The following is a 19,714-nucleotide window of genomic DNA, read 5'->3' as shown; positions in this document are numbered from 1 at the left end:
GCAACAGCACCCTCGGATATACAAATGAGATGGGTGATGACATGGCTACCGAGGAAACACTACTGCGTCAGCGCAAGGTCCTCGCCAGGTTTGGCGAGTTGGCCGTGGCGTCGGACGACCTTGAACATATTCTGGATGAGGCGTGTCGCTTAGTCGGCGATGCGCTGGAAACCAACATGGCCAAGTTCATGTTGTTACTTGATGACGGCATTACTTTTCTGGTCCGCAATGGTGTTGGCTGGACGCCGGATGTGGTCGGCCAAGTGCGAGTCCAGGCCACGGTGGGCAGCCCGGAGTGGTATTCGCTGGAAACCAACAGCCCGGTAATTTCGACAGACCTCGCTACCGAGACACGCTTTCGTTATCACCACTTTCAAACCGAAAATGGCGTCAAGGCCTTCGTTAACGTGTTGGTCCTCGGCGCTGAGGGCGAGCGGCCTTTCGGTATTTTTGAAGTGGATAGCCACACGCCTCGCGAATTTACCGAAAGTGATATCGACTTCTTGCGCGGCTACAGCAACTTGCTAGGCGGGGTGTTAAAGCGCTCGAAAACCTTGAGCGTCATGCGTTCTACGGAAAACAAACTGCGCGAAAGCGAAAGGCACTACCGCATCGCCGCCGAGTTGAATCCATTGTGGCCATGGACCGCCGATGTTGCCGGCGACCTTAGTTCGATTGATCAACGCTGGTACGAATACACCGGCCTGACCGCTGAGCAGACGCTAAGTCGGGAATGGGCCAACGCTGTTCATCCTGATGATCGTGGTTCATTGATTACGCTTTGGGACCAGTCGCTGGTCACTTTAAAACCGTTCGACTCGCAGATCCGCATCCGCAAAAACACTGCCGATTACCGTTGGTTCCGGGTTCGCGCCTTGTGCAGTCTCGACAGCGACGGCCAATGCGAACAGTGGTACGGCACGATTGAAGACATCGACGACCGCGTGCAGTTGGAAAGTGCACTTCGCGACTGGAATGACCTGCTCGAAGTGCGCATCGGGCAACGCACCCAGCAACTGGAGGCTGAGCAGCACGAGCGGGCGATGACTGAATCCAAGTTGCGCCAAAGTCAGAAAATGGAAGCGGTCGGGCAACTTACCGGCGGCATCGCGCACGACTTCAATAACTTGCTGGCCGGCATCATCGGCAGCCTGGAACTGATGCAACGGCGCATCGACGCCGGTCGTTTTGGCGAACTGTCGCGCTACAACTCGGTGGCCATGACCTCGGCTTCGCGGGCGGCAGCGTTAACTCAACGACTGCTGACCTTTTCCCGTCAACAGTCACTCGAACCCGAACTGCTGGAACCGCGCAAAGTGGTAGCAGACCTTGAAGAGATCATTCGTCGCTCGGTCGGGCCGAGTATCGCAGTGCAGTGTTCATTCCAGGCCAATGACCGGATCAAGTGTGATCTTAATCAGCTGGAAAACGCCCTCCTCAACCTTGCGATCAACGCCCGCGATGCCATGCCCAATGGCGGCACGCTGGATCTGCGGGTCGACCGCTACGTCATCGACCAAGCGGCATCGTCGGAAAAACTGCTGCCGTCCGGCACCTACGTGAGCATTTCCGTCACCGACTCGGGCACCGGCATCAGCCCCGACATTCTGTCGCGCATTTTCGATCCGTTTTTCACCACCAAGAAGATCGGCGAAGGAACCGGGCTGGGCCTGTCGATGATTTATGGTTTTACCCAGCAATCCGGCGGGCAAGTCCGGGTTCACAGCACGCTCGGCATCGGCACCACCGTGACCATGTATTTCCCCATCGACCATTCGCAACCCGGCGAACTCAAAACGTCTGCGGATACGCCTGAAGAACATGAACTCACCGCGCACAACGAAACCATTCTGCTGGTTGACGATGAAGCGGCTGTTCGTGAAATGGCCGCTGAGTTGCTATCTGAAAGTGGCTACCGGGTAGTTGAAGCGGTGGACAGTGTTTCTGCGATCAAACAGGCAGAAAAACTTGATCACCTGGACTTGCTGGTGTCCGACATCGGCCTGCCGGGAATGATGAACGGCATCAGTCTGGCCGCTCAACTCCGGTTGAAGTATCCGCAGTTGAAAGTGTTGTTCGTGACCGGTTTCGCCGGCGGGACCAATCTGGTGTCGGTCGATGCAACCACTAGAGTGCTGACCAAACCGTTCAGCCTGAATGAGCTGAGTTCGCGGGTGCATGCGTTGACGTTGGCGTCCAACTAAGCGCTGCTCCGTGCAGCGAACAGCCTTCAAGTAAACAGTCCCGTTGCGGCCAGCGCAGCAGTTGCAACGGGCAATCAGCCATCACCCGCGACCACTTTCATTTCTTGCAGCCTCACCGTCCTTTGCTATAGCTACTGTTCCGAAATGCAATTAACGAGGCAACGGAATGTCAGTCGCAAAGAAAATGAGTGTGGGGCAACTGACGATGTTGACCGCCGTGAATATGCTCGGCTCCGGCATCGTTCTGCTCCCGACCAAACTCGCCGAAGTCGGCGGGATTTCGATACTTTCCTGGCTGATCACAGCCACCGGCTCGCTCGCCCTCGCCTACGCCTTTGCGCGCTGCGGCATGCTCAGTCGCAAGACTGGCGGCATGGGCGGTTATGCCGAATACACCTTCGGCAAGGCCGGCAACTACTTGACCAACTACACCTACGGCGTCTCGCTGTTGATTGCCAACGTGGCGATCAGCATCACGGCGGTCGGCTATATCCAAGTACTGTTCGACATCAAACTCGATTCGCTGCAAGTCGGCCTGGCGACGATTGCCTTACTGTGGATCACCACGTTCGCCAACTTTGGCGGGGCGCGGATTACCGGGCAGATCGGCGCGTTTACCGTGTGGGGTGTAATCGCGCCGGTGGTGCTGGTGTCGACCATCGGCTGGTTCTGGTTCGACAGCAGCGTCTACGCCGCCGGTTGGAACCCGCACAACATGGGCTGGATGGACGCCGCCGGCGCTTCGGTGGCGATCACCTTGTGGGCGTTCCTTGGGCTTGAATCGGCCTGCGCCAACACCGATGCAGTGGAAAACCCCGAGAAAAACGTGCCGATTGCCGTGCTCGGTGGCACCCTCGGCGCGGCGGTGATTTACATCGTCTCGACCAACGTCATCGCCGGCATCGTCGATAACCCGGAACTGGCCTCGTCCACCGCGCCGTTCGGGCTGGTGTTCGCCAAGATGTTCACGCCGCTGATTGGCGACATCGTCATGGCCGCCATGGTCCTGGCCTGCATCGGCTCGCTGCTCGGTTGGCAGTTCACCATCGCTCAGGTGTTCAAAAGCTCGGCGGACACCGGTTACTTCCTGCCGATCTTCGCCAAAGCCAACAAGGCCGGCACGCCGATTGTCGGCATGCTGATTCTGCTCGCCGGGCAAACCGCGCTGGGCTTTCTGACGATCAGCCCGGACTTGAGCAAGCAGTTCGACACGCTGGTCAATCTGGCGGTGGTGACCAATCTGGTGCCGTACATCCTGTCGATGGCGGCGCTGATGACCCTGCAAAAAGTCTCCAACGTGCCGCCCGGCAAAGCCTTGGCCACCAACATCATCGCGTGGGTCGCGGCGGCCTACAGCTACCTGGCGCTCTACAGTTCTGGCGAGCAGGCGCTGATGCTCGGCGGCGTCGCGACGATTTTCGGTTATACGCTGTTCGGCTTCGTCAATAACCGCCTGATCCGCCTCGAAGCGATCAACAACAGCGTGCCGACACAGACCGTCAGCGCGCAGCACCTAACCGCCGAACCGGTGCCGGTGAACCACTTGCAATCCTCAACTCTGGAGGTCAGGCCATGACGGAATATCGACACACGCTGGGCATGCTCACGCTGCTGGTGAGCAATCCGCCGGATAAACGCACCGTGTTCGGCCGCGCCCTCGATCAGTTGGTCCACGATGTCGAAGAGCGCGCCATTCGCGTGCTGGCGTCAGAGAGCTTGAGCGATGCTGCGTCGATCCTGCGCACCGACTCGGCAATCCAATGCGTGCTGCTCAGTTGGGAAATGGACGCCAGCGACGACCACAAGGCCTGCATCGATCTGTTGACCGCCCTGCGCCAGCGCAACACCCGCGTGCCGGTGTTTCTGATCAGCGACCGCAGCACCGCGTCGAGCATTCCGCTGGTGGTCATGCAACACGCCGACGACTTTATCTGGCTGCCCGAAGACACCAGCCGCTTCCTCAGCGGACGCATTCTCGCGGCCATCGAACGTTACCGCCAAGCGGCGCTGCCACCGATGTTCGGCGCGCTGGTGAAGTTTGCCCGCACCTACGAATATTCCTGGCACACGCCGGGGCATGCCGGCGGCACCGCGTTCCTCAAGAGCACTGCGGGCCGGGCGTTTTATGAGTTTTTCGGGGAAAACCTGCTGCGTTCCGACTTGTCGATTTCCGTCGGCGAACTGGGCTCACTGCTCGATCACAGCGGCCCGATTGGCCAGGGTGAACGTTACGCGGCCAAGGTGTTTGGCGCGCATCGCACTTATTACATAACCAACGGATCGTCGACCTCCAACCGCGTGATCCTGATGGCCAGCGTCACGCGCAATCAAATCGCCCTGTGCGACCGCAATTGCCACAAGTCCGCCGAACACGCGATGACCTTGTCCGGGGCGATCCCGACCTACCTGGTGCCGACCCGCAACCGCTACGGCATCATCGGCCCGATCCTGCCGCAGACCTTGAGCGCCGAAGGTGTGAAAGCGGCCATCGCCAACAACCCGCTGGTCCGCGACGGCATCGACCCGACGCCGGTCCACGCGATTGTCACTAACTCGACTTACGACGGCCTGACCTACAACGTCACCCGCGTCGAGGAATTGCTCGGCCAGAGCGTCGACCGTCTGCATTTCGATGAAGCCTGGTACGGTTACGCGCGCTTCAATCCGCTGTATCGCGAGCGCCACGCGATGCACGGCAGCCCCGACGATCACGACGCGTCGAAACCCACGGTGTTCGCCACCCAATCCACCCACAAACTGCTCGCGGCGCTGTCTCAAGCCTCGATGATTCATGTGCGCAACGGGCGTAATCCGATCGATCACGGGCGCTTCAACGAGTCGTTCATGATGCACGCCTCGACCTCGCCCAATTACGCGATCATGGCGTCCTGCGACGTCAGTTCGGCAATGATGGAAGCGCCGAGCGGGCAGATTCTCACCACTGAATCCATCGAAGAAGCCGTGGCGTTCCGCCAGGTTATCTCGCACATGCACCACGAAATGCTCAGCAACAACGACTGGTTCTTCACTTGCTGGCAGCCGCCAACCGTGCACGTCGGCGGCGCGAGCGTGCCGTTCCATGAAGTCGATCCGCAGTTGCTGAAAACCGAGCCGAATTGCTGGGTGCTGCACCCGAACGAGGTGTGGCACGGTTTTGGAGATATCGAAGACGGCTACTGCATGCTCGACCCGATCAAAGTTTCGGTGCTCAGCCCCGGCATGGGCGACGACGGCAATTTGCTCGACTCCGGCATTCCGGCCTGCGTGCTGACCGCGTACCTCGGCCGCCAAGGCATCGTCGTCGAGAAAACCACCGACTTCACCATCCTGTTTCTGTTCTCCATCGGCATCACCAAAGGCAAGTGGGGCACGCTGGTCAATGCCCTCCTCGATTTCAAACGCGACTACGACGAAAACCTCGACCTGGAACTGGCCCTGCCCGACTTGCTCGCGGCCAATCAGCAGCGCTACGCCGGCATGGGCCTGAAGGACCTCGCCGACGAAATCTTCGCCGCGATGAAACAACACAAAACCACCGCCAACATGGCCAAGGCCTTCGGCACGTTGCCGAAAGCCGAATTCAGTCCGGTAGAGGCCTACGAAAATCTGGTGCGCAACAACATCGAACGGGTGACCCTCGACGAAGCCGCCGGACGCGTCGCAGCAACCGGCATCGTCCCGTATCCGCCGGGCATTCCATTACTGATGCCGGGCGAAAACGCCGGCCCTGCGGATGGACCGCTGTTGGCGTATTTGAAGGCGCTGGAGGCGTTCGACAAGTCATTCCCGGGGTTTACGCATGACACGCACGGGATCGAAAGCGAGGGCGGGGTTTACCGGATGTTGGTGTTGAAGTGATTTAGCAGTGATTTGGAAGTGACAGAGAAAATGCGCGAGCGAAGTGATTCGCTCGCGCATTTTTATGCTTACGGCTTTTTGCTTACACGCTTGCTTTACAACATCGGCGTACTACTGACCACTCGCAGCGCCAACCCTTCATACGCATCCAGCGTAATGGTGAATTCACCCTCATCGGTCAAATCACCTTCAACCCGCTCGTTGATGATGTCGACCACCGGCCCCGGCGCGATGTTAGGCAGGTGCAAGGTTTCGGTGATCGGCGTCGAGCCGAAGTTCAGCGCGGTGATTTGTGTGCCTTTGCCTGCTGGCAGTTCGTGAACCATGATCAGCAGCCCCGGATGCTCGACGTCCGGCACCAGAATCTGCCGGCTCGCGGCGATGTCGTAAGCACGGCGGGCAGCGAGGATTTTCTTCAGTTGCGAGGCAAACGAATCCGGGTCCTTGAGCTGGCTCGGCAGGCTGCCGTACAAGGTTTTCGGGCGTGGCATCTGGCCAGCGGAGAACTCGGCGTCGGGGTTCATATCCACCAGATCGTAGGCGCCGCGATGGATCCAGCGCGTATCGCCATCCTCCATCAAATGCGCGACCTGATCGGCCGGCAACGGCAATGCGCCGACCAAATCCCAACCCGACAGCGCAAACACGCCAGGCTGCATGGCGTTGTACATCACCAGCAACAAGTGGATCTGGCGGATTTGCACGATATCGGCGGCGGTGATGGCGTCGAGATCACGAATGCCCAGCGCCGCAGTAATGATGCTCGCGGTGGTGCAGGACACGCCGTTGGTGACGAATTTCAGGTTATACGGCGCGTGCTCACCGGCGAGGCGTTCGTACATCTGCTCGCGGATATGCTCGCGCAGGATGCTGCCGGGGAAGGTCTGGCCCTGATACAGGTAGGTGTCATGCGCATGCAGGGTCCAGAAATGCACCAATTCCAGAGTCAGTTCGTCGTGGTTCTGCAACGCGTGAATCAGCGAACCGGGATCGATGCCCAAGGTGTGCATCTGGCGCAGCATCAGGCGCAGGAATTCGGTATCGCCCATCAGCAGCGCGTGCTGGTAGGCCGGGCGAGTGATGAAGTCGTAAGACAGGTCGGCGCCACCGTGGGACATCGCGGCGATGTCGTCGACGGTGAGGTTGAGCTCCTGGAAGCTGAAACCGCCAGCCTTGCGGATCGCGCCGCCGAGCAGTTGGTTACCGGTGATCGACAGTGGGTGGCTTTCCGACCACGCGGTGCCGTCGAGTTTGCGTTCGACGCCGAGGAAGCCGTTGGCGTCGAGGCGCAGGATCTTCGCGCCCATCACGTCAATCGCGTGCAGCGCATCGCCAATGATCATCTGTTGCGCGGCGAACGTCGGGTCGAGCCAGTTCAGCGACGGCTGGCCTTCCTTGAAGTAATGCAAGTACACCCAGCGCCGTGGCTTGCCGTCGACGCCGATAACCACTGGCGTGGCGCTCCAGTCGGTTTCCTTGACGCCGGGCTCGAAGAAGATCACCCGTTGCAACTGGCCGACGATGTAATGCTTGTCGCGCAACGCATCGACCTGCAGCGGGCTGAGGTTGTGCGCGTCGCGGCCCTCTTCGATGTCGGGCAGCAGCGGCCAGTCTTCTTCGCGGATTTCGACCATGTGGTACAGACCCGGATAGTCTTCGTAGGCCATCTCGGCCAAACGGAAGTCCGCACCTTTGCCGGTGTGCGACGGGATCACGTCATCGATGATCACCGAGTTGTGCGCGGCGGCCATTCGCGTCAACGCTTGCAACTGCGCCTCGGTGCCGAGTTGCGGGTCGATGTCGAAGCTGATGCGGTCGAAATTGCCATCAATCGTCGGCGTGTGTTCGGTGCCCTGCAAACCGCCGGAGCGCTTCAGCGGGCCGTTGTGAATGCCCTGAATGCCGATTCTCGACAGTGCGTGCCACAGCGTTTCATCGCCCAGCGCTTCGAGCACAGTGCCGTTTTCGCTGGTGATGATCGACGCCGGGTACGCCGTGAACCACACCGAAGACAGGGCCGAAGCGTCGCGGGGCCGGGTATGAGCGTAGGGTTGCTGCCACAAGCGACCTTGCCCGCTATAGAGCTTGGCCCGCTGCCGTGCGGCGTTCAGCATTGATTGCTCGACCAGCCATTCCACGTGCTTTTTATCGACCATCGTCATAAAAACAATCACCTGTCGTCATGTAAAAGACGCAACCGCCCCGCTCCATCCCGGGCGCCGCTTGTCCTTATATGAGGGCCTGCGACGCCATTCGTTGCATCGTATTGCTGATCCGGCTCCGGTAGGAGCGAGGCTTGCCCGCGAAGGCAATCTGTCCGCCACCCTCAACCCAAGATTCACCTCGAGGTGGAACTTCACCCCCACAGCGTTATAGTCCGGCATAGCCAACAACCCGGTGACCCAACATGAAAACCCTCACCGCGCTTTTCACCTGTCTATCTACCTGCCTGTTCGCCAGCACTGCAGGCGCCGCATCCGGCCCGAGCATTTCCGACGAGCCTGCCGCGCCGATCAGAACCACGTTCGACTGCGCGCTGGCCAAGGTCACCATCGAAAAACTGATCTGCCGCGACCCGCAACTCAAGCAGATGGACATGGAAGTGTTTCGCCTCTACCGCTTGGCGCTGACAGACGAGCGCGCGGTCCCGCCGCCGAAAAAAATCATCGTCGACCAGCAATTCTGGGTCGATGCGCGCAGCCAGTGCGGCGCCGATCCCGACCCCAAGGCGTGCGCGATCCGCCGTTACGCCGAGCGCGCGCATCAATTGCGCCAAGGCTCGACGATTGCGCGAACCAAGGATCCTTACCGGCTCACCGAGGGGCCAGTGGTTTTTCGTTGTAATGGACTGAACGGTGCCGTGGCCGCGAGTTTTTTCATGATGCAGCCGGGGTTGGTGTACCTGAAATGGGCGAACGGCGCGGTGACGTTGAGCCAAGTGGCGAGTGACAGCGGCACTCGTTACACCGGCAAGGATGCGCAGGGGAATTACAGTTTTTGGCAGAGTGATGATGCGGTGGTTTTTCAGAAACCTGGGGCGGGAGACATGCGTTGTAGCGCTGAGCCCGTGAGCTGAGGCCCGACTCAGCACACTAGCTCAATTTCTGTGGTAGCCGCTACGGCACCATCGTCCTGCACTTTCCCCGAATAGTTCTGGTCAGCCTGCCCTGCGCAGTCGCTGCCTCGTGGTGATCGATTGATGATGTTTTCCGTACCCAACCGCTGCTTGTGGCTGTCGATTCTGCTCGCCAGTAAAGCCTTGGCCGACGAACCGCCGCCCGCGTCTCAAGGTTTTTTCGAGGGTGCAACGCTGGACGTACTGGCGCGCAACTTCTATCTCAACAACGATTACCGCACGCCTTCGCCGTCCGGCAAGAGTTACAAAGCTGAGTGGGCTCAAGGGTTTATCGGCGCTTTTGAATCCGGTTTCACCGAAGGCACGATTGGCGTTGGCTTGGATGCTCATGGGTTTCTGGGGCTGAAACTGGATGGCGGCAAGGGCCATTCCGGCACCGGGTTGTTGCCGATCAATGACGATGGCCGCAGCGCCGATAACTACTCCAGCGCTGGCGGCGCGCTCAAGTTGCGGGCCTCGCGCACTACCGTGGCGTTCGGTGAAATGACCGTGGAAACGCCGGTGTTCGATACCTCGGACAAACGCCTGCAACCGGAGTACGCCAGTGGATTGCTGCTGAACAGTCGGGAGTTCGACGGGATAAACCTGGTGGCCGGGCGTTTTACCGCGTTCAAGAATCAGGACAGTTCCTCGGGCAAGGGCGATTTTTACGGTTACGGGGCGAACACCGAGGCTGGCGCGATTACCTTTCTCGGCGCTGATCTGTTCACCGACAGTCCGGTGGGCGGCGCGCTGTATGCGTCGGAGTTGAGCGACACCTGGCGTCAGTACTACGGCAATCTGCATCTGCGGCAATCGGATGTTTTTCTCAATGCCAATCTGTATCACACGCAGGACACCGGCCGCGCCACGGCGGGGGCCATCGACAATACGGCTTATAGCTTGTCGGGCAAATACAGTTTCGGCGCGCATGGCTTCACCTTGGGTTTTCAGCAGATTGATGGCGACACGCCGTTTGATTTTGTCGGCGGAGACTCGATTTATCTCGCCAACTCGATCAAATACGCTGATTTCAATGGTGCCCACGAGCAGTCGTGGCAGGCGCGCTATGACTTGGATTTGGGCGCATTCGGCATTCCTGGTCTGAATTTCATGACCCGTTATGTGACCGGTCGCAACATTGATGGCACCCAGGCGCCGCAGGGTGGCGCGTACAACCCTTTCGACGACGAGCGCGGTGGCTATGCGCCGCAGCAAGGGCGTGGCGGCAAGCATTGGGAGCGCGATATCGATTTGCGCTACGTCATGCAATCGGGGACGGCGAAGGGATTGTCGGTGCAACTGAGCCATGTTTCGCATCGGGCCAATACTGCGCAGGCTGGCGATGATATTGATCGGGTCTACGTGGTCGTCCAGTACCCGCTGAACTTCAATCACCTTTAGGGCAACGCGGATTTTCGGGGGCGGGGGTTGCTCGCGAACGCGCGGGGTCAGTTTCGGGCGATTATCGACTGGCAGAGCGCTTTCGCGAGCAAGCTCAGCTCCCACAGGGACGCGGGGCTGCCCATCCTGGGGCGTGGGGATTATCATGGCGGCCGTGATAAATCCTGCCTTTATGAGACTGCGCATGACTTTCGATTTCGACCAGGTGTTCGACCGCCACGCCACCGGCAGTACCAAATGGAGCCGCTACCCGGCCGACGTGTTGCCGATGTGGGTCGCCGACATGGATTTCGCCGCGCCGCCGGTGATCATCCAGGCCCTGCAAAAACGCCTGGAACACCCGTTGCTCGGCTACAGCGTGGCCCCGGACAACCTGCGCGAAGCGATCGTCGCTGACCTCTGGCGCAAATACGCCTGGCGCGTGCTGCCGCAGGAACTGGTGTTTCTGCCGGGCGTGGAATCGGGTTTCAACATGGCGCTGAATGCGCTGCTGGAGCCGCAGCAAAACGTCGTGGTGCAAACGCCGAACTATCCGCCGCTGCGCCATGCTGCCGGGCATTGGGGCTTGAACAAGGTCGAACTGGAGTTTGATGCGCAGGCGGACGGCACGTATGCCACGCCGCTGGAAACGCTGCGCGAATCACTGAATGGTGGCGGCGCTTTGCTGTTGAGCAATCCGCACAACCCGCTGGGCAAGGTGTTTGATCGCGAAGAGCTGCAAGCCGTGGCGGATGTGTGTCTGCAGCAGGACGCCTGGATCATCTCCGACGAGATCCACGCCGAGCTGTGTTACGACGGGCGCGTGCACATTCCGGTGGCGTCGCTGAGCCCGGCAATTGCTGCTCGCACCATCACGCTGATGTCGGCGAGCAAGGCGTTCAACATCGCCGGTCTGAAAACCGCGTTCATGATCATTCAGGACCCGGCGCTGTTGGCGCGGGTCAACCATGCACGGTGTGGTCTGGTGGACAGCGTCAATCCGCTGGGGCTGGAAGCGACCCGCGTGGCGTACGCCGACGGTGGACCGTGGCTGGCCGAGCTGATGACGTATCTGCAAAGCAATCGCGATTTTGTTGTCGATGCCGTGCGCACCCGGTTGCCGGGCGTGACCATCAATGTTCCGCAAGGGACGTATTTGGCGTGGCTCGATTGCTCGGCGCTGGGTTTGGATAATCCGCAGCGGTTTTTCCTCGAACAGGCCAAAGTCGGGTTGAGCGCGGGCGTGGAATTCGGCGATCACAGCCAACAATTCGTGCGCCTCAACTTCGGCTGCCCGCGAGCACTGCTCGAAGAAGGCATCGCCCGCATGCAGCGCAGCTTGCTCAACCGATGAGCATCAACCTGTAAACGACCAACCTGTAGGAGCTGAGCTTGCTCGCGAAGGCGGTGCAGCATTCAACATGGATGGCGCCTGACCTGCCGCTATCGCGAGCAAGCTCAGCTCCCACAGGGGATTAAGGGGGTGCTTGGATTCTGGAGTCACCCGTGACTTTGTAGGAGCTGAGCTTGCTCGCGAAGGCGGTGTGTCAGGCGATTCACAGGTTGGCTGACCGACCGCTATCGCGAGCAGGCTCACTCCTACAGGGGGTTGGGGGGTGCCCGAATTCTGGATTCACCCGCGACCTCGTAGGAGCTGAGCTTGCTCGCGATGGCGGTGGGTCAGGCGATTCACAGGGTGGCTGACCCACCGCTATCGCGAGCAAGCTCAGCTCCCACGATCAAAAGCGCACAAGTTTTCATCTGAAATCCAACCGAACTCATCGCAAAAGGCAGGGGTCAACCCTCCAGGAGCGGCTACTGCCCTCGCCTTTTTTTTGCTGTGAGAATGGAGATCGATGATGACTGACTACCCAAAACCGCCCTTCGCCAAACAAGCGCAGGCTGTGCCCGGTTCGCAGAAGAAGATGGATCCGTACCCGGATTGCGGCGAGCAGAGCTATAAGGGTTCTGGCCGTTTGGAAGGCAAAATCGCTCTGATCACTGGCGGTGACAGCGGCATTGGCCGTGCGGTGGCGATTGCCTTCGCCCGTGAGGGTGCCGATGTGGTGATTTCCTACCTCAACGAGCACGAAGACGCCGAAGAAACCGCACGCTGGGTCGAACAGGCCGGGCGCCAATGCCTGCTGCTGCCGGGCGACCTCGCGCAAAAAGCCCAGTGTCAGGCCATCGTCGACAAAACCGTCGAACGCTTCGGCCACATCGACATTCTGGTCAACAACGCCGCATTCCAGATGACCCACGAAAACTTCGAAGACATCCCCGACGAAGAATGGGTGATGACCTTCGACGTCAACATCACCGCGATTTTCCGTATCTGCCAAGCCGCGCTGAAACACATGAAGCCCGGCAGCTCGATTATCAACACTAGTTCGGTCAATTCCGACATGCCCAAGCCGACCCTGCTGGCTTATGCGACCACCAAAGGCGCGATTGCCAACTTCACCGGCGGCCTCGCGCAGATCCTCGGGCCGAAGAACATTCGGGTCAACAGCGTTGCGCCCGGCCCGATCTGGACGCCGCTGATCGTCTCGACCATGCCCGACGAAGAAGTCGAAAACTTCGGCGCCGAAACCCCACTCGGTCGTCCTGGCCAACCGGTCGAAGTCGCGCCGATCTACGTGTTGCTGGCCTCCGACGAAGCCAGTTACATCACCGGCCAGCGCTATGGCGTAACCGGCGGCAAGCCGATTCTTTAAATTGAACCTGACGGCAATTCCACAACTCAACTTTACACACAGGCCCGCCAACGGCGGGCCTTGGGAAACCTGGAGGTCGTCATGTCCGCACCTTTACTGAAACTGTTCACCCAGCCCAACTTCGCCTGGACGGATATCCGCAAGGAAGAAGAGGCGCATCCCCGCCACTACCTCGCACATTTGCTGTTGCTCGCGTTGATTCCACCGGTGTGCCTGTTCATTGGCACCGTGTATGTCGGCTGGAGCCTGGCCGAAAACGAGACGGTCAAACTCAGCAGCGCCAGCGCGTTGCAACTGTGTGTGATGCTCTACATCACCATCATCGTCGGCGTGGCGGTGCTGGGCGGGTTCATTCGCTGGATGTCGCGGGCATTTGACTCGCGGCCGACGCTCAATCAATGCATCGGTTTTGCGGCTTACACCGCGACGCCGTTTTTTCTCGCCGGGATTGGCGGGCTGTACCCGAGCCGATGGCTGGCAATTATCGTGCTTGGCGCGGCTTCGGTTTATTCAACGTTTCTGCTGTTCGTTGGCCTGCCGACGTTCATGCATGAACGCAAGGAACAAGGTTTGCTTAACTCCGCGTGTGTCTGGGGCGTTGGTTTGCTGGTGCTCGTGACCATGCTGGTGGAAATGATTCTGCTGTGGTTCAACGTGCTCACGCCTGAGTACCTGCGCGCGACGGTCGGTTGAGCTTGCAAAAACATTTGATCAGCGAGCGTCCGGCATGAGTTTCACAATTTGGTTAGCGGTATTGGGCGCTGTGTTGCTGACATTGGCACTGACGTCGTCGTATTTACGCTGGATGCCGGTCACCACCTCGGCGGTGTGCCTGGCACTCGGCATCGCTATCGGGCCGACGGGCCTGGATTGGCTCAAGCTCGACATCAAGGATGCATCGGTCTGGATGGAGCACCTGACGGAAGTCGCGGTGCTCTTTTCTTTGTTCGTCTGCGGACTGAAACTGCGTTTGCCGTTCAAAGAGCGCAAATGGCGCGTGGCATTCGGCCTGGCTGGGCCAGTGATGGTGTTGACCATCGCCGGCGTGTGCCTGTTGCTGCACTTCGGTTTTCAGCTGGCGTGGGGTCCGTCGTTGCTGATTGGCGCGATTCTGGCGCCGACCGACCCGGTATTGGCGTCGCTGGTGCAGGTCAACGATGCCAAGGATTACGACTCGGTGCGCTTCGGCCTCTCGGGTGAAGCCGGCCTGAATGACGGCGTTGCGTTCCCCTTTGTCATCCTCGGCCTGTTGTTTCTGCAACAGACCGGTGATTCCAGCGCTTGGCTTGGCGAATGGGCATTGAAGAGTCTGTTGTGGGCCGTGCCTGCCGGTTTGCTCACCGGTTACTGGATGGGCCACGGCATCGGTCGCGTGACCCTGTCGATGCGCATCCGCAATGCCGACAGCACCTTTTCACCGAATGATTACCTGACGCTGGCACTGATCGCACTCGCCTACGTAGTGGCGGAAGCGATCCACGGTTACGGCTTTCTTTCGGTGTTCGCTGCGGGTTTGGGCTTGCGTCAGGCCGAAGTGAAATCTACCGGCAGCAACCAGACGCCAGCCGAGCATTTGGTGCAACCGGTGGTCGGTCACCAGAACGTCGAGCCTGAAGCGGCAGTGCACGGCGACGTCGCCCATCTGGAAGACACTCAGGTCGCGGCCGGCATCATGATGGGCGACATGCTCGCCTTCGGCAGTCTGGTCGAGCGCGCCATGGAAGTGTTCCTGGTGACGCTCCTCGGCGTGGTGCTGGTGGCGCATTGGGACTGGCGTGCATTGATCATTGCCGGCGTGTTGTTTTGCGTGATTCGACCGCTCAGCGTTTGGTTGATCCCGTGGGGCAAGTTACTCGATGGGCGGCAACGCACGTTGATTGGCTGGTTCGGCATTCGTGGCATCGGCAGTTTTTACTACCTGTTTTACGCCTTGAATCACGATTTGCCGGCCTCGGTCGCCACGCTGTGCACCGACCTGACCTTATCCGTGGTTGCGCTGAGTATTCTGATTCACGGCATCAGTACTCAGCCGATGCTGGCTCGCTACGAACGGCTGAGTCATCAAAAATCCTGATTCATTGCTCTGATAGCACCCTATGTATCTATCCAATTTCCCGGCGCAAACGGATGAAATTTCCGCCGGGGAACGGCAGTCACAACACTATGCAGCCGTTGTGGCTCCCTCCTCTCACTTGATAGAAAAGGTGAACGCTATGCAGTACTTCTCGGCCCCGGTAAACCCTCAGGCTCGCCGCAACATCGCCCTCGAATGCAATCGCCATTTGTTCGAGGACGCGCATCAACTGAGTCGCGAAGCTTTTGAACTGCTGGAAAAAGCCGAGCTGGACGCTGAGTTGTTCACGCACTATCAGGCGTTGCGGCAGAAGGCCGATATGAAGTTTGAGGAAGCCATCGAGCACCTGCGCTTGATTGAAGAAGAGCTGCCATCGATGGAAAACGTAGCGTTGCTATCCTCGAAATCGGCTGGCCAAGGGTTTGATTCGCGGGTGTGATTGCACTGCAGGATCGAGCGCTTAGATCAAAGATCGGCAACTCCTCTGAGTTGCCGATTTTTTTTGCATTTGCAACGCCGCGATCTGCAATAGGTGCCGGCGTCAATTCATGCACCTTGCACGGCACGAATTCGCAACACAATCTCTAACTCATTGTTCGGTAGAGAATTATCTGTCGAGTTAGATGCGGCACAGGAAATGCTCTTGTCTGTGTAAGCGACTGACGGCACTTCGATCGTCCGCGCTATCCCGTGACCCAGACATGAGGTTCATCATGAACGCCATTGACCTGTTGAAAGGCGACCACGAACGCGTAAAAGCCATCCTCACCCAATTGAGCGACTCCACCGAACGCGCCGTGAAAAAACGCGTGGAGTTGATCAACAAACTGGAAATGGAAATCACCATCCACACGCGCCTGGAAGAGGAAGTGCTCTATCCCGCTTATAAAAAGGCCGGTGGCAAGGAAGAAGAAGTGATGTATTACGAGGCCAAGGAAGAACACCGCACCGTTGACTCGTTAGTGCTGCCGGACTTGAAAGTCACTGACCCTTCGACTCCGGAATTTGCCGGTCGGGTGAAAGTGGTCAAGGAACTGCTGGAGCACCACATCGAGGAAGAAGAAACCGAGATGTTTCCTCAAGCCAAAAAGCTCTTGGGCAAAGCCGCGCTCGAAGAATTGGGGCAGCAGATGGAAGCGCTAAAAGCGCAGTACAAAAAGGAAATGACTGCGGCAAATATCGCGGCGTGATCAGCCTGTGGCGAGGGGGCTCGACGGCCCCCTCTCTGCCCATCAGGTCAGTTGGATGTACACCCCGTAAATCCCCAGCAAGATCCAGAACGTCGCAAAAATCCACGGCGTGCGCACCGAGAACAGCAGCGACTTGCGATAGCCCTTGTGGCTTGATTCCATTTCGGCGAACAGCGGCGATTCATCGTAAGCCAGACCCATCACCGGCTCGCTGTCGAGCAACTGGCTTTGCTTGAAGTGCCAGTGATCGATGATGTCGTAAGCGGCGCGAATACCCGGCCAGGCGTTCAGCGAACTGAGTACGCCGAGCAGCGCCAGAAATGGCGGCACAACCAGGGTGAACGATTTGCCCCATTCGGGATTGATGTTGGCCATGCACGACGCAAACGCAATCACCAGAAACGATTGCGCGGTCAGGTAAGCGTCGGTGCGGTTGGCCAGGATGGTGGTTTCGTACTGAATTTCCCGACGATAGAAATCCAGGCGTTCCTTTGGCGAACCGAACATCTTCGCGTTGTGTTCGGTCAGGGCCTCCCCGGCCACGGTGTCCATCAATATTCTTGGCACGGCAGTCACGCATACAGTGGAAAGCAGTTAGACGAGCCCGGCGCAGGCAAAGTTCAGCCGGGATTACCAAAGCCCCGGTAATGGCCCGTCCTTGCCATGCACCGGATCCGCCGGCGGTCGTGCAACGTCGGCAATCCGCGCAACGCTGTCGTCATGGCTCGCGGTGTCCGGGCGTTGGATATCGTAGTTTTCCTGCCCTTGCGGATAACCGCCGACCACGAGGAAATCCTCACTCTGTTCAAGGCAGCAATGCCCGGTGCCGGCCGGCAACACCAGCACATCGCCCTCCTCGACTTCCAACTCCATGCCCGCCGGGCCGCCAAGCATCAGGCGCGCCTGACCACTGATCACGCCCAACACTTCATGCGCGTTGGAATGGTAATGGTGGTAATCAAACACCTGTGCGCGCCATTGCGCCGGCCATTGGTTGGCGCTGAACAGCGCTTCGAACGCCGCTGCTTTATCGGCACCGTCCAGTTGCACCTGGTGATAAAACAACACCGGCAACGGACTGTTGGGGATTTGTCCGTCGTCCTTGAAAAACAATTGCTGCGGCAGCGTGACTGGCGATGTGCTCATGGCTGGATTCTCCTTGGCCGTTAAAGCGCTTATAAAGCTCTGAGCCGGCGGGCCAAGGAAAATTCAAACAGAACCGTCAGCGCTCACTTCATCGCTTGGGCGATGATTTCCACCAGATGCAGTTGGGTAAACGGTTTCGACAGGCGCGGCAGCTCGGTGACAAAACCTTCGAGGCGGTCGGCATAACCGGTGGCGAGGATGATCGGCACTTGCGGTTTGATCCCGCGAATCGCCTGCGCCAGTTGCGCGCCGTTCATGTGCGGCATGGCCATGTCGGTGATCACCAGATCAATCGCCGGGCTTTTGCCGAAGACTTCCAGCGCCTGGGCACCGGACGCCGCGCTGATCACCCGATGGCCCAAGTCTTCAAGCAACAGACTTGTGCTGGTCAGGACCAGACTGTCGTCGTCCACCACCAACACGCAAAGCCCCGGCACCGGCGCCATCGCTGGTGAGCTGATGGCCGGTTTGGCCAGCGAACCGGGGGTGGCCACCGGCATCCACAGTTCGGCGGTGGTGCCGACGCCTTTCTCACTTTTAAGGATGAAACGTCCGCCCAGTTGCGCGATAAAACCGTGGACCATCGACAGCCCCAGGCCCGTGCCTTTGCCGACACCTTTGGTGGTGAAGAACGGATCGGTGGCCGAGGCCAGCGTCGCCGCGTCCATGCCGGTGCCGGTGTCGACCACGCTCAGGCACACGTAACGACCGGCCGGCAGCGAGGATATCGCCGGATCGCTGATCGCTTCGGTCCGCGCGCCGATGACAATTCTGCCGCCATCGGGCATTGCGTCGCGGGCATTAGTCGCGAGATTGAGCACGGCCAATTCCAGTTGATTGACGTCCGCTGCCGCCGGTTCGAGGTCGGCGGCGAAACGCGTTTGCAGTTTCACCGCAGGCCCGAGCGAGCTGCGCAACAGGCCGGTAATCCCCTGAATCAGCGCCGGAATCTCCACCGCTTCGGTTTTCAGCTCCTGGCGCCGGGCGAACGCGAGCATGCGTTGAGTCAGGGACACGCCGCGCATCGCGCCTTGGGTGGCGTTTTCCAGCAGACGCACGATTTTCGGGTCTTCACCGACGCGTTTGCGGACGATTTCCAGATTGCCGAGGATCACTGTCAGCAGGTTATTGAAGTCATGCGCGATGCCGCCGCTGAGCTGACCGATGGCCTGCATCTTCTGCGCCTGGAACAACGCTTCGCGGGTTTGCTCCAGCGCGTGCTGGGCCTGGGTCACTTCAGTGATGTCGCGGGTAATCTTCGCAAAACCGAGCAACGTGCCGGTTTCGCCCCAGATCGGGTCGACCACCACATGCGCGAAAAACTGCGTGCCGTCCTTGCGCAGGCGCCAGGCCTTATTTTCGAAGCGGCCTTCGCGCGCGGCGGTTTCCAGTGCTCGTTGCGGTTCGCCAGCCTCGCGGTCGTCGGGGGTGTAGAACATCGAGAAGTGCTTGCCGATCACTTCTTCGGGCCGGTAGCCCTTGATGCGCTGGGCGCCGAGGTTCCAGTTGGTCAGGCGTCCGCTGGCGTCGAGCATATAGATGGCGTAATCGGTGACGCTCTGCACCAGCAAGCGAAACTGTTGCTCGCTCTGTTTGAGGGTTTCTTCGGCCATCTTGCGGTCGGTAAGGTCGCGGGTGATCTTCGCGTAACCCAGCAATACGCCCGACGAATCAAGAATCGGGTCGATGACCACGTGAGACCAGAAGTGTGTGCCGTCCTTGCGCACGCGCCAGCCTTCACCCTCAAAACGCCCTTCATTGCGCGCAGTGTCGAGCGCGCGCTGCGGTAACCCGGCAAGCCGATCGGGCTCGGTATAAAACCGCGAGAAATGCTCGCCGAGAATCTCCGCTTCCTCGTAGCCCTTGAAGCGTCTGGCCCCGGCGTTCCAACTGGTGATGATGCCATCGGGGTCGATCATGTAGATCGCGTAATCCACCACAGCATCGATCAACAGTCGAAATCGGCTGTCCTCGATAGCACTGGTTTTTGTCCGATCACCGCTCATTGATCCATCCCGACTTTTTTG

The 19,714-nt window shown here is 59.3% G+C and carries 15 protein-coding genes; 11 read left to right on the top strand and 4 right to left on the bottom strand.

Annotated features, from left to right (window positions below):
• Nucleotides 1–41: 41 nt before the first annotated feature.
• The 3 genes from BLU01_RS26675 (at nt 42) to BLU01_RS26665 (ending at nt 6,062) form a co-directional block, all read left to right on the top strand.
• Nucleotides 42–2,204, top strand: a complete 2,163-nt coding sequence (locus BLU01_RS26675) for an ATP-binding protein (RefSeq protein ID WP_092281754.1) — start codon at nt 42–44, stop codon at nt 2,202–2,204.
• A gap of 166 nt (nt 2,205–2,370) precedes the next feature.
• Nucleotides 2,371–3,780 carry a putrescine-ornithine antiporter gene (potE, locus tag BLU01_RS26670; protein WP_092281126.1) on the top strand — a complete coding sequence of 470 codons (1,410 nt, stop codon included), beginning with the start codon at nt 2,371–2,373 and terminating at the stop codon, nt 3,778–3,780.
• Entirely contained in the window at nt 3,777–6,062 is a 2,286-nt protein-coding gene (locus tag BLU01_RS26665) for an Orn/Lys/Arg family decarboxylase (RefSeq protein WP_092281124.1), read from the top strand. Before potE ends, BLU01_RS26665 begins: the two co-directional genes overlap by 4 nt.
• Nucleotides 6,063–6,157: 95 nt before the next feature.
• On the opposite strand, the gene treS is transcribed toward BLU01_RS26665, so the two are convergent.
• Nucleotides 6,158–8,224, bottom strand: a complete 2,067-nt coding sequence (gene treS, locus BLU01_RS26660; RefSeq protein WP_092281122.1) for a maltose alpha-D-glucosyltransferase — start codon at nt 8,222–8,224, stop codon at nt 6,158–6,160.
• A 245-nt stretch (nt 8,225–8,469) separates the two neighbouring features.
• Between treS and BLU01_RS26655 the strand changes: the two genes are divergently transcribed.
• From BLU01_RS26655 to BLU01_RS26620, 8 genes are all read left to right on the top strand, one after another.
• Nucleotides 8,470–9,138: an MliC family protein gene (locus BLU01_RS26655; protein WP_092281120.1), complete on the top strand. Its 669-nt coding sequence runs from the start codon at nt 8,470–8,472 to the stop codon at nt 9,136–9,138.
• Nucleotides 9,139–9,261: 123 nt separating this feature from the next.
• Entirely contained in the window at nt 9,262–10,581 is a 1,320-nt protein-coding gene (locus tag BLU01_RS26650; RefSeq protein ID WP_092281118.1) for an OprD family porin, read from the top strand.
• A gap of 184 nt (nt 10,582–10,765) precedes the next feature.
• Complete coding sequence (locus tag BLU01_RS26645; protein WP_092281116.1) at nt 10,766–11,914, top strand: MalY/PatB family protein; 1,149 nt, start codon at nt 10,766–10,768, stop codon at nt 11,912–11,914.
• Between the two features lie 505 nt (nt 11,915–12,419).
• Nucleotides 12,420–13,277 (top strand): SDR family oxidoreductase, encoded by an 858-nt coding sequence (locus tag BLU01_RS26640; protein WP_092281114.1) that lies wholly within the window; start codon nt 12,420–12,422, stop codon nt 13,275–13,277.
• Between the two features lie 81 nt (nt 13,278–13,358).
• Nucleotides 13,359–13,970: a Yip1 family protein gene (locus BLU01_RS26635; RefSeq protein ID WP_092281112.1), complete on the top strand. Its 612-nt coding sequence runs from the start codon at nt 13,359–13,361 to the stop codon at nt 13,968–13,970.
• A 34-nt stretch (nt 13,971–14,004) separates the two neighbouring features.
• Nucleotides 14,005–15,351, top strand: coding sequence for a cation:proton antiporter (locus tag BLU01_RS26630; RefSeq protein ID WP_092281110.1), 1,347 nt, complete (start codon nt 14,005–14,007; stop codon nt 15,349–15,351).
• 22 nt (nt 15,352–15,373) lie between these two features.
• Nucleotides 15,374–15,790: a hypothetical protein gene (locus BLU01_RS26625; protein WP_231987116.1), complete on the top strand. Its 417-nt coding sequence runs from the start codon at nt 15,374–15,376 to the stop codon at nt 15,788–15,790.
• A 274-nt stretch (nt 15,791–16,064) separates the two neighbouring features.
• On the top strand, nt 16,065–16,541 hold the full coding sequence (locus BLU01_RS26620; RefSeq protein WP_092281106.1) for a hemerythrin domain-containing protein: 477 nt from the start codon (nt 16,065–16,067) through the stop codon (nt 16,539–16,541).
• 42 nt (nt 16,542–16,583) lie between these two features.
• Here the strand turns inward: BLU01_RS26620 and BLU01_RS26615 are convergent, their stop codons facing one another.
• The 3 genes from BLU01_RS26615 to BLU01_RS26605 form a co-directional block, all read right to left on the bottom strand.
• Nucleotides 16,584–17,108, bottom strand: a complete 525-nt coding sequence (locus BLU01_RS26615) for a hypothetical protein (protein ID WP_371918700.1) — start codon at nt 17,106–17,108, stop codon at nt 16,584–16,586.
• Between the two features lie 63 nt (nt 17,109–17,171).
• Complete coding sequence (locus tag BLU01_RS26610; RefSeq protein ID WP_092281102.1) at nt 17,172–17,687, bottom strand: cupin domain-containing protein; 516 nt, start codon at nt 17,685–17,687, stop codon at nt 17,172–17,174.
• A gap of 83 nt (nt 17,688–17,770) precedes the next feature.
• Nucleotides 17,771–19,693: a hybrid sensor histidine kinase/response regulator gene (locus tag BLU01_RS26605; RefSeq protein WP_092281100.1), complete on the bottom strand. Its 1,923-nt coding sequence runs from the start codon at nt 19,691–19,693 to the stop codon at nt 17,771–17,773.
• Nucleotides 19,694–19,714 lie beyond the last annotated feature (21 nt).

Origin of the sequence: Pseudomonas prosekii, assembly GCF_900105155.1 — a bacterium.
Lineage (GTDB): Bacteria > Pseudomonadota > Gammaproteobacteria > Pseudomonadales > Pseudomonadaceae > Aquipseudomonas > Aquipseudomonas prosekii.
Note: the sequence above shows the minus strand (reverse complement) of the source record. Positions and strands in the feature narration are given on the sequence as shown.

Coding starts and splice junctions, on each gene's coding strand:
- BLU01_RS26665 (WP_092281124.1), top strand. CDS start 3,777: ATGACGGAATATCGACACACGCTGGGCATGCTCACGCTGCTGGTGAGC.
- BLU01_RS26605 (WP_092281100.1), bottom strand. CDS start 19,693: ATGAGCGGTGATCGGACAAAAACCAGTGCTATCGAGGACAGCCGATTT.
- BLU01_RS26620 (WP_092281106.1), top strand. CDS start 16,065: ATGAACGCCATTGACCTGTTGAAAGGCGACCACGAACGCGTAAAAGCC.
- BLU01_RS26655 (WP_092281120.1), top strand. CDS start 8,470: ATGAAAACCCTCACCGCGCTTTTCACCTGTCTATCTACCTGCCTGTTC.
- BLU01_RS26630 (WP_092281110.1), top strand. CDS start 14,005: ATGAGTTTCACAATTTGGTTAGCGGTATTGGGCGCTGTGTTGCTGACA.
- BLU01_RS26610 (WP_092281102.1), bottom strand. CDS start 17,687: ATGAGCACATCGCCAGTCACGCTGCCGCAGCAATTGTTTTTCAAGGAC.
- BLU01_RS26635 (WP_092281112.1), top strand. CDS start 13,359: ATGTCCGCACCTTTACTGAAACTGTTCACCCAGCCCAACTTCGCCTGG.
- BLU01_RS26650 (WP_092281118.1), top strand. CDS start 9,262: ATGATGTTTTCCGTACCCAACCGCTGCTTGTGGCTGTCGATTCTGCTC.
- BLU01_RS26640 (WP_092281114.1), top strand. CDS start 12,420: ATGACTGACTACCCAAAACCGCCCTTCGCCAAACAAGCGCAGGCTGTG.
- BLU01_RS26645 (WP_092281116.1), top strand. CDS start 10,766: ATGACTTTCGATTTCGACCAGGTGTTCGACCGCCACGCCACCGGCAGT.
- BLU01_RS26675 (WP_092281754.1), top strand. CDS start 42: ATGGCTACCGAGGAAACACTACTGCGTCAGCGCAAGGTCCTCGCCAGG.
- BLU01_RS26625 (WP_231987116.1), top strand. CDS start 15,374: ATGTATCTATCCAATTTCCCGGCGCAAACGGATGAAATTTCCGCCGGG.
- potE (WP_092281126.1), top strand. CDS start 2,371: ATGTCAGTCGCAAAGAAAATGAGTGTGGGGCAACTGACGATGTTGACC.
- treS (WP_092281122.1), bottom strand. CDS start 8,224: ATGACGATGGTCGATAAAAAGCACGTGGAATGGCTGGTCGAGCAATCA.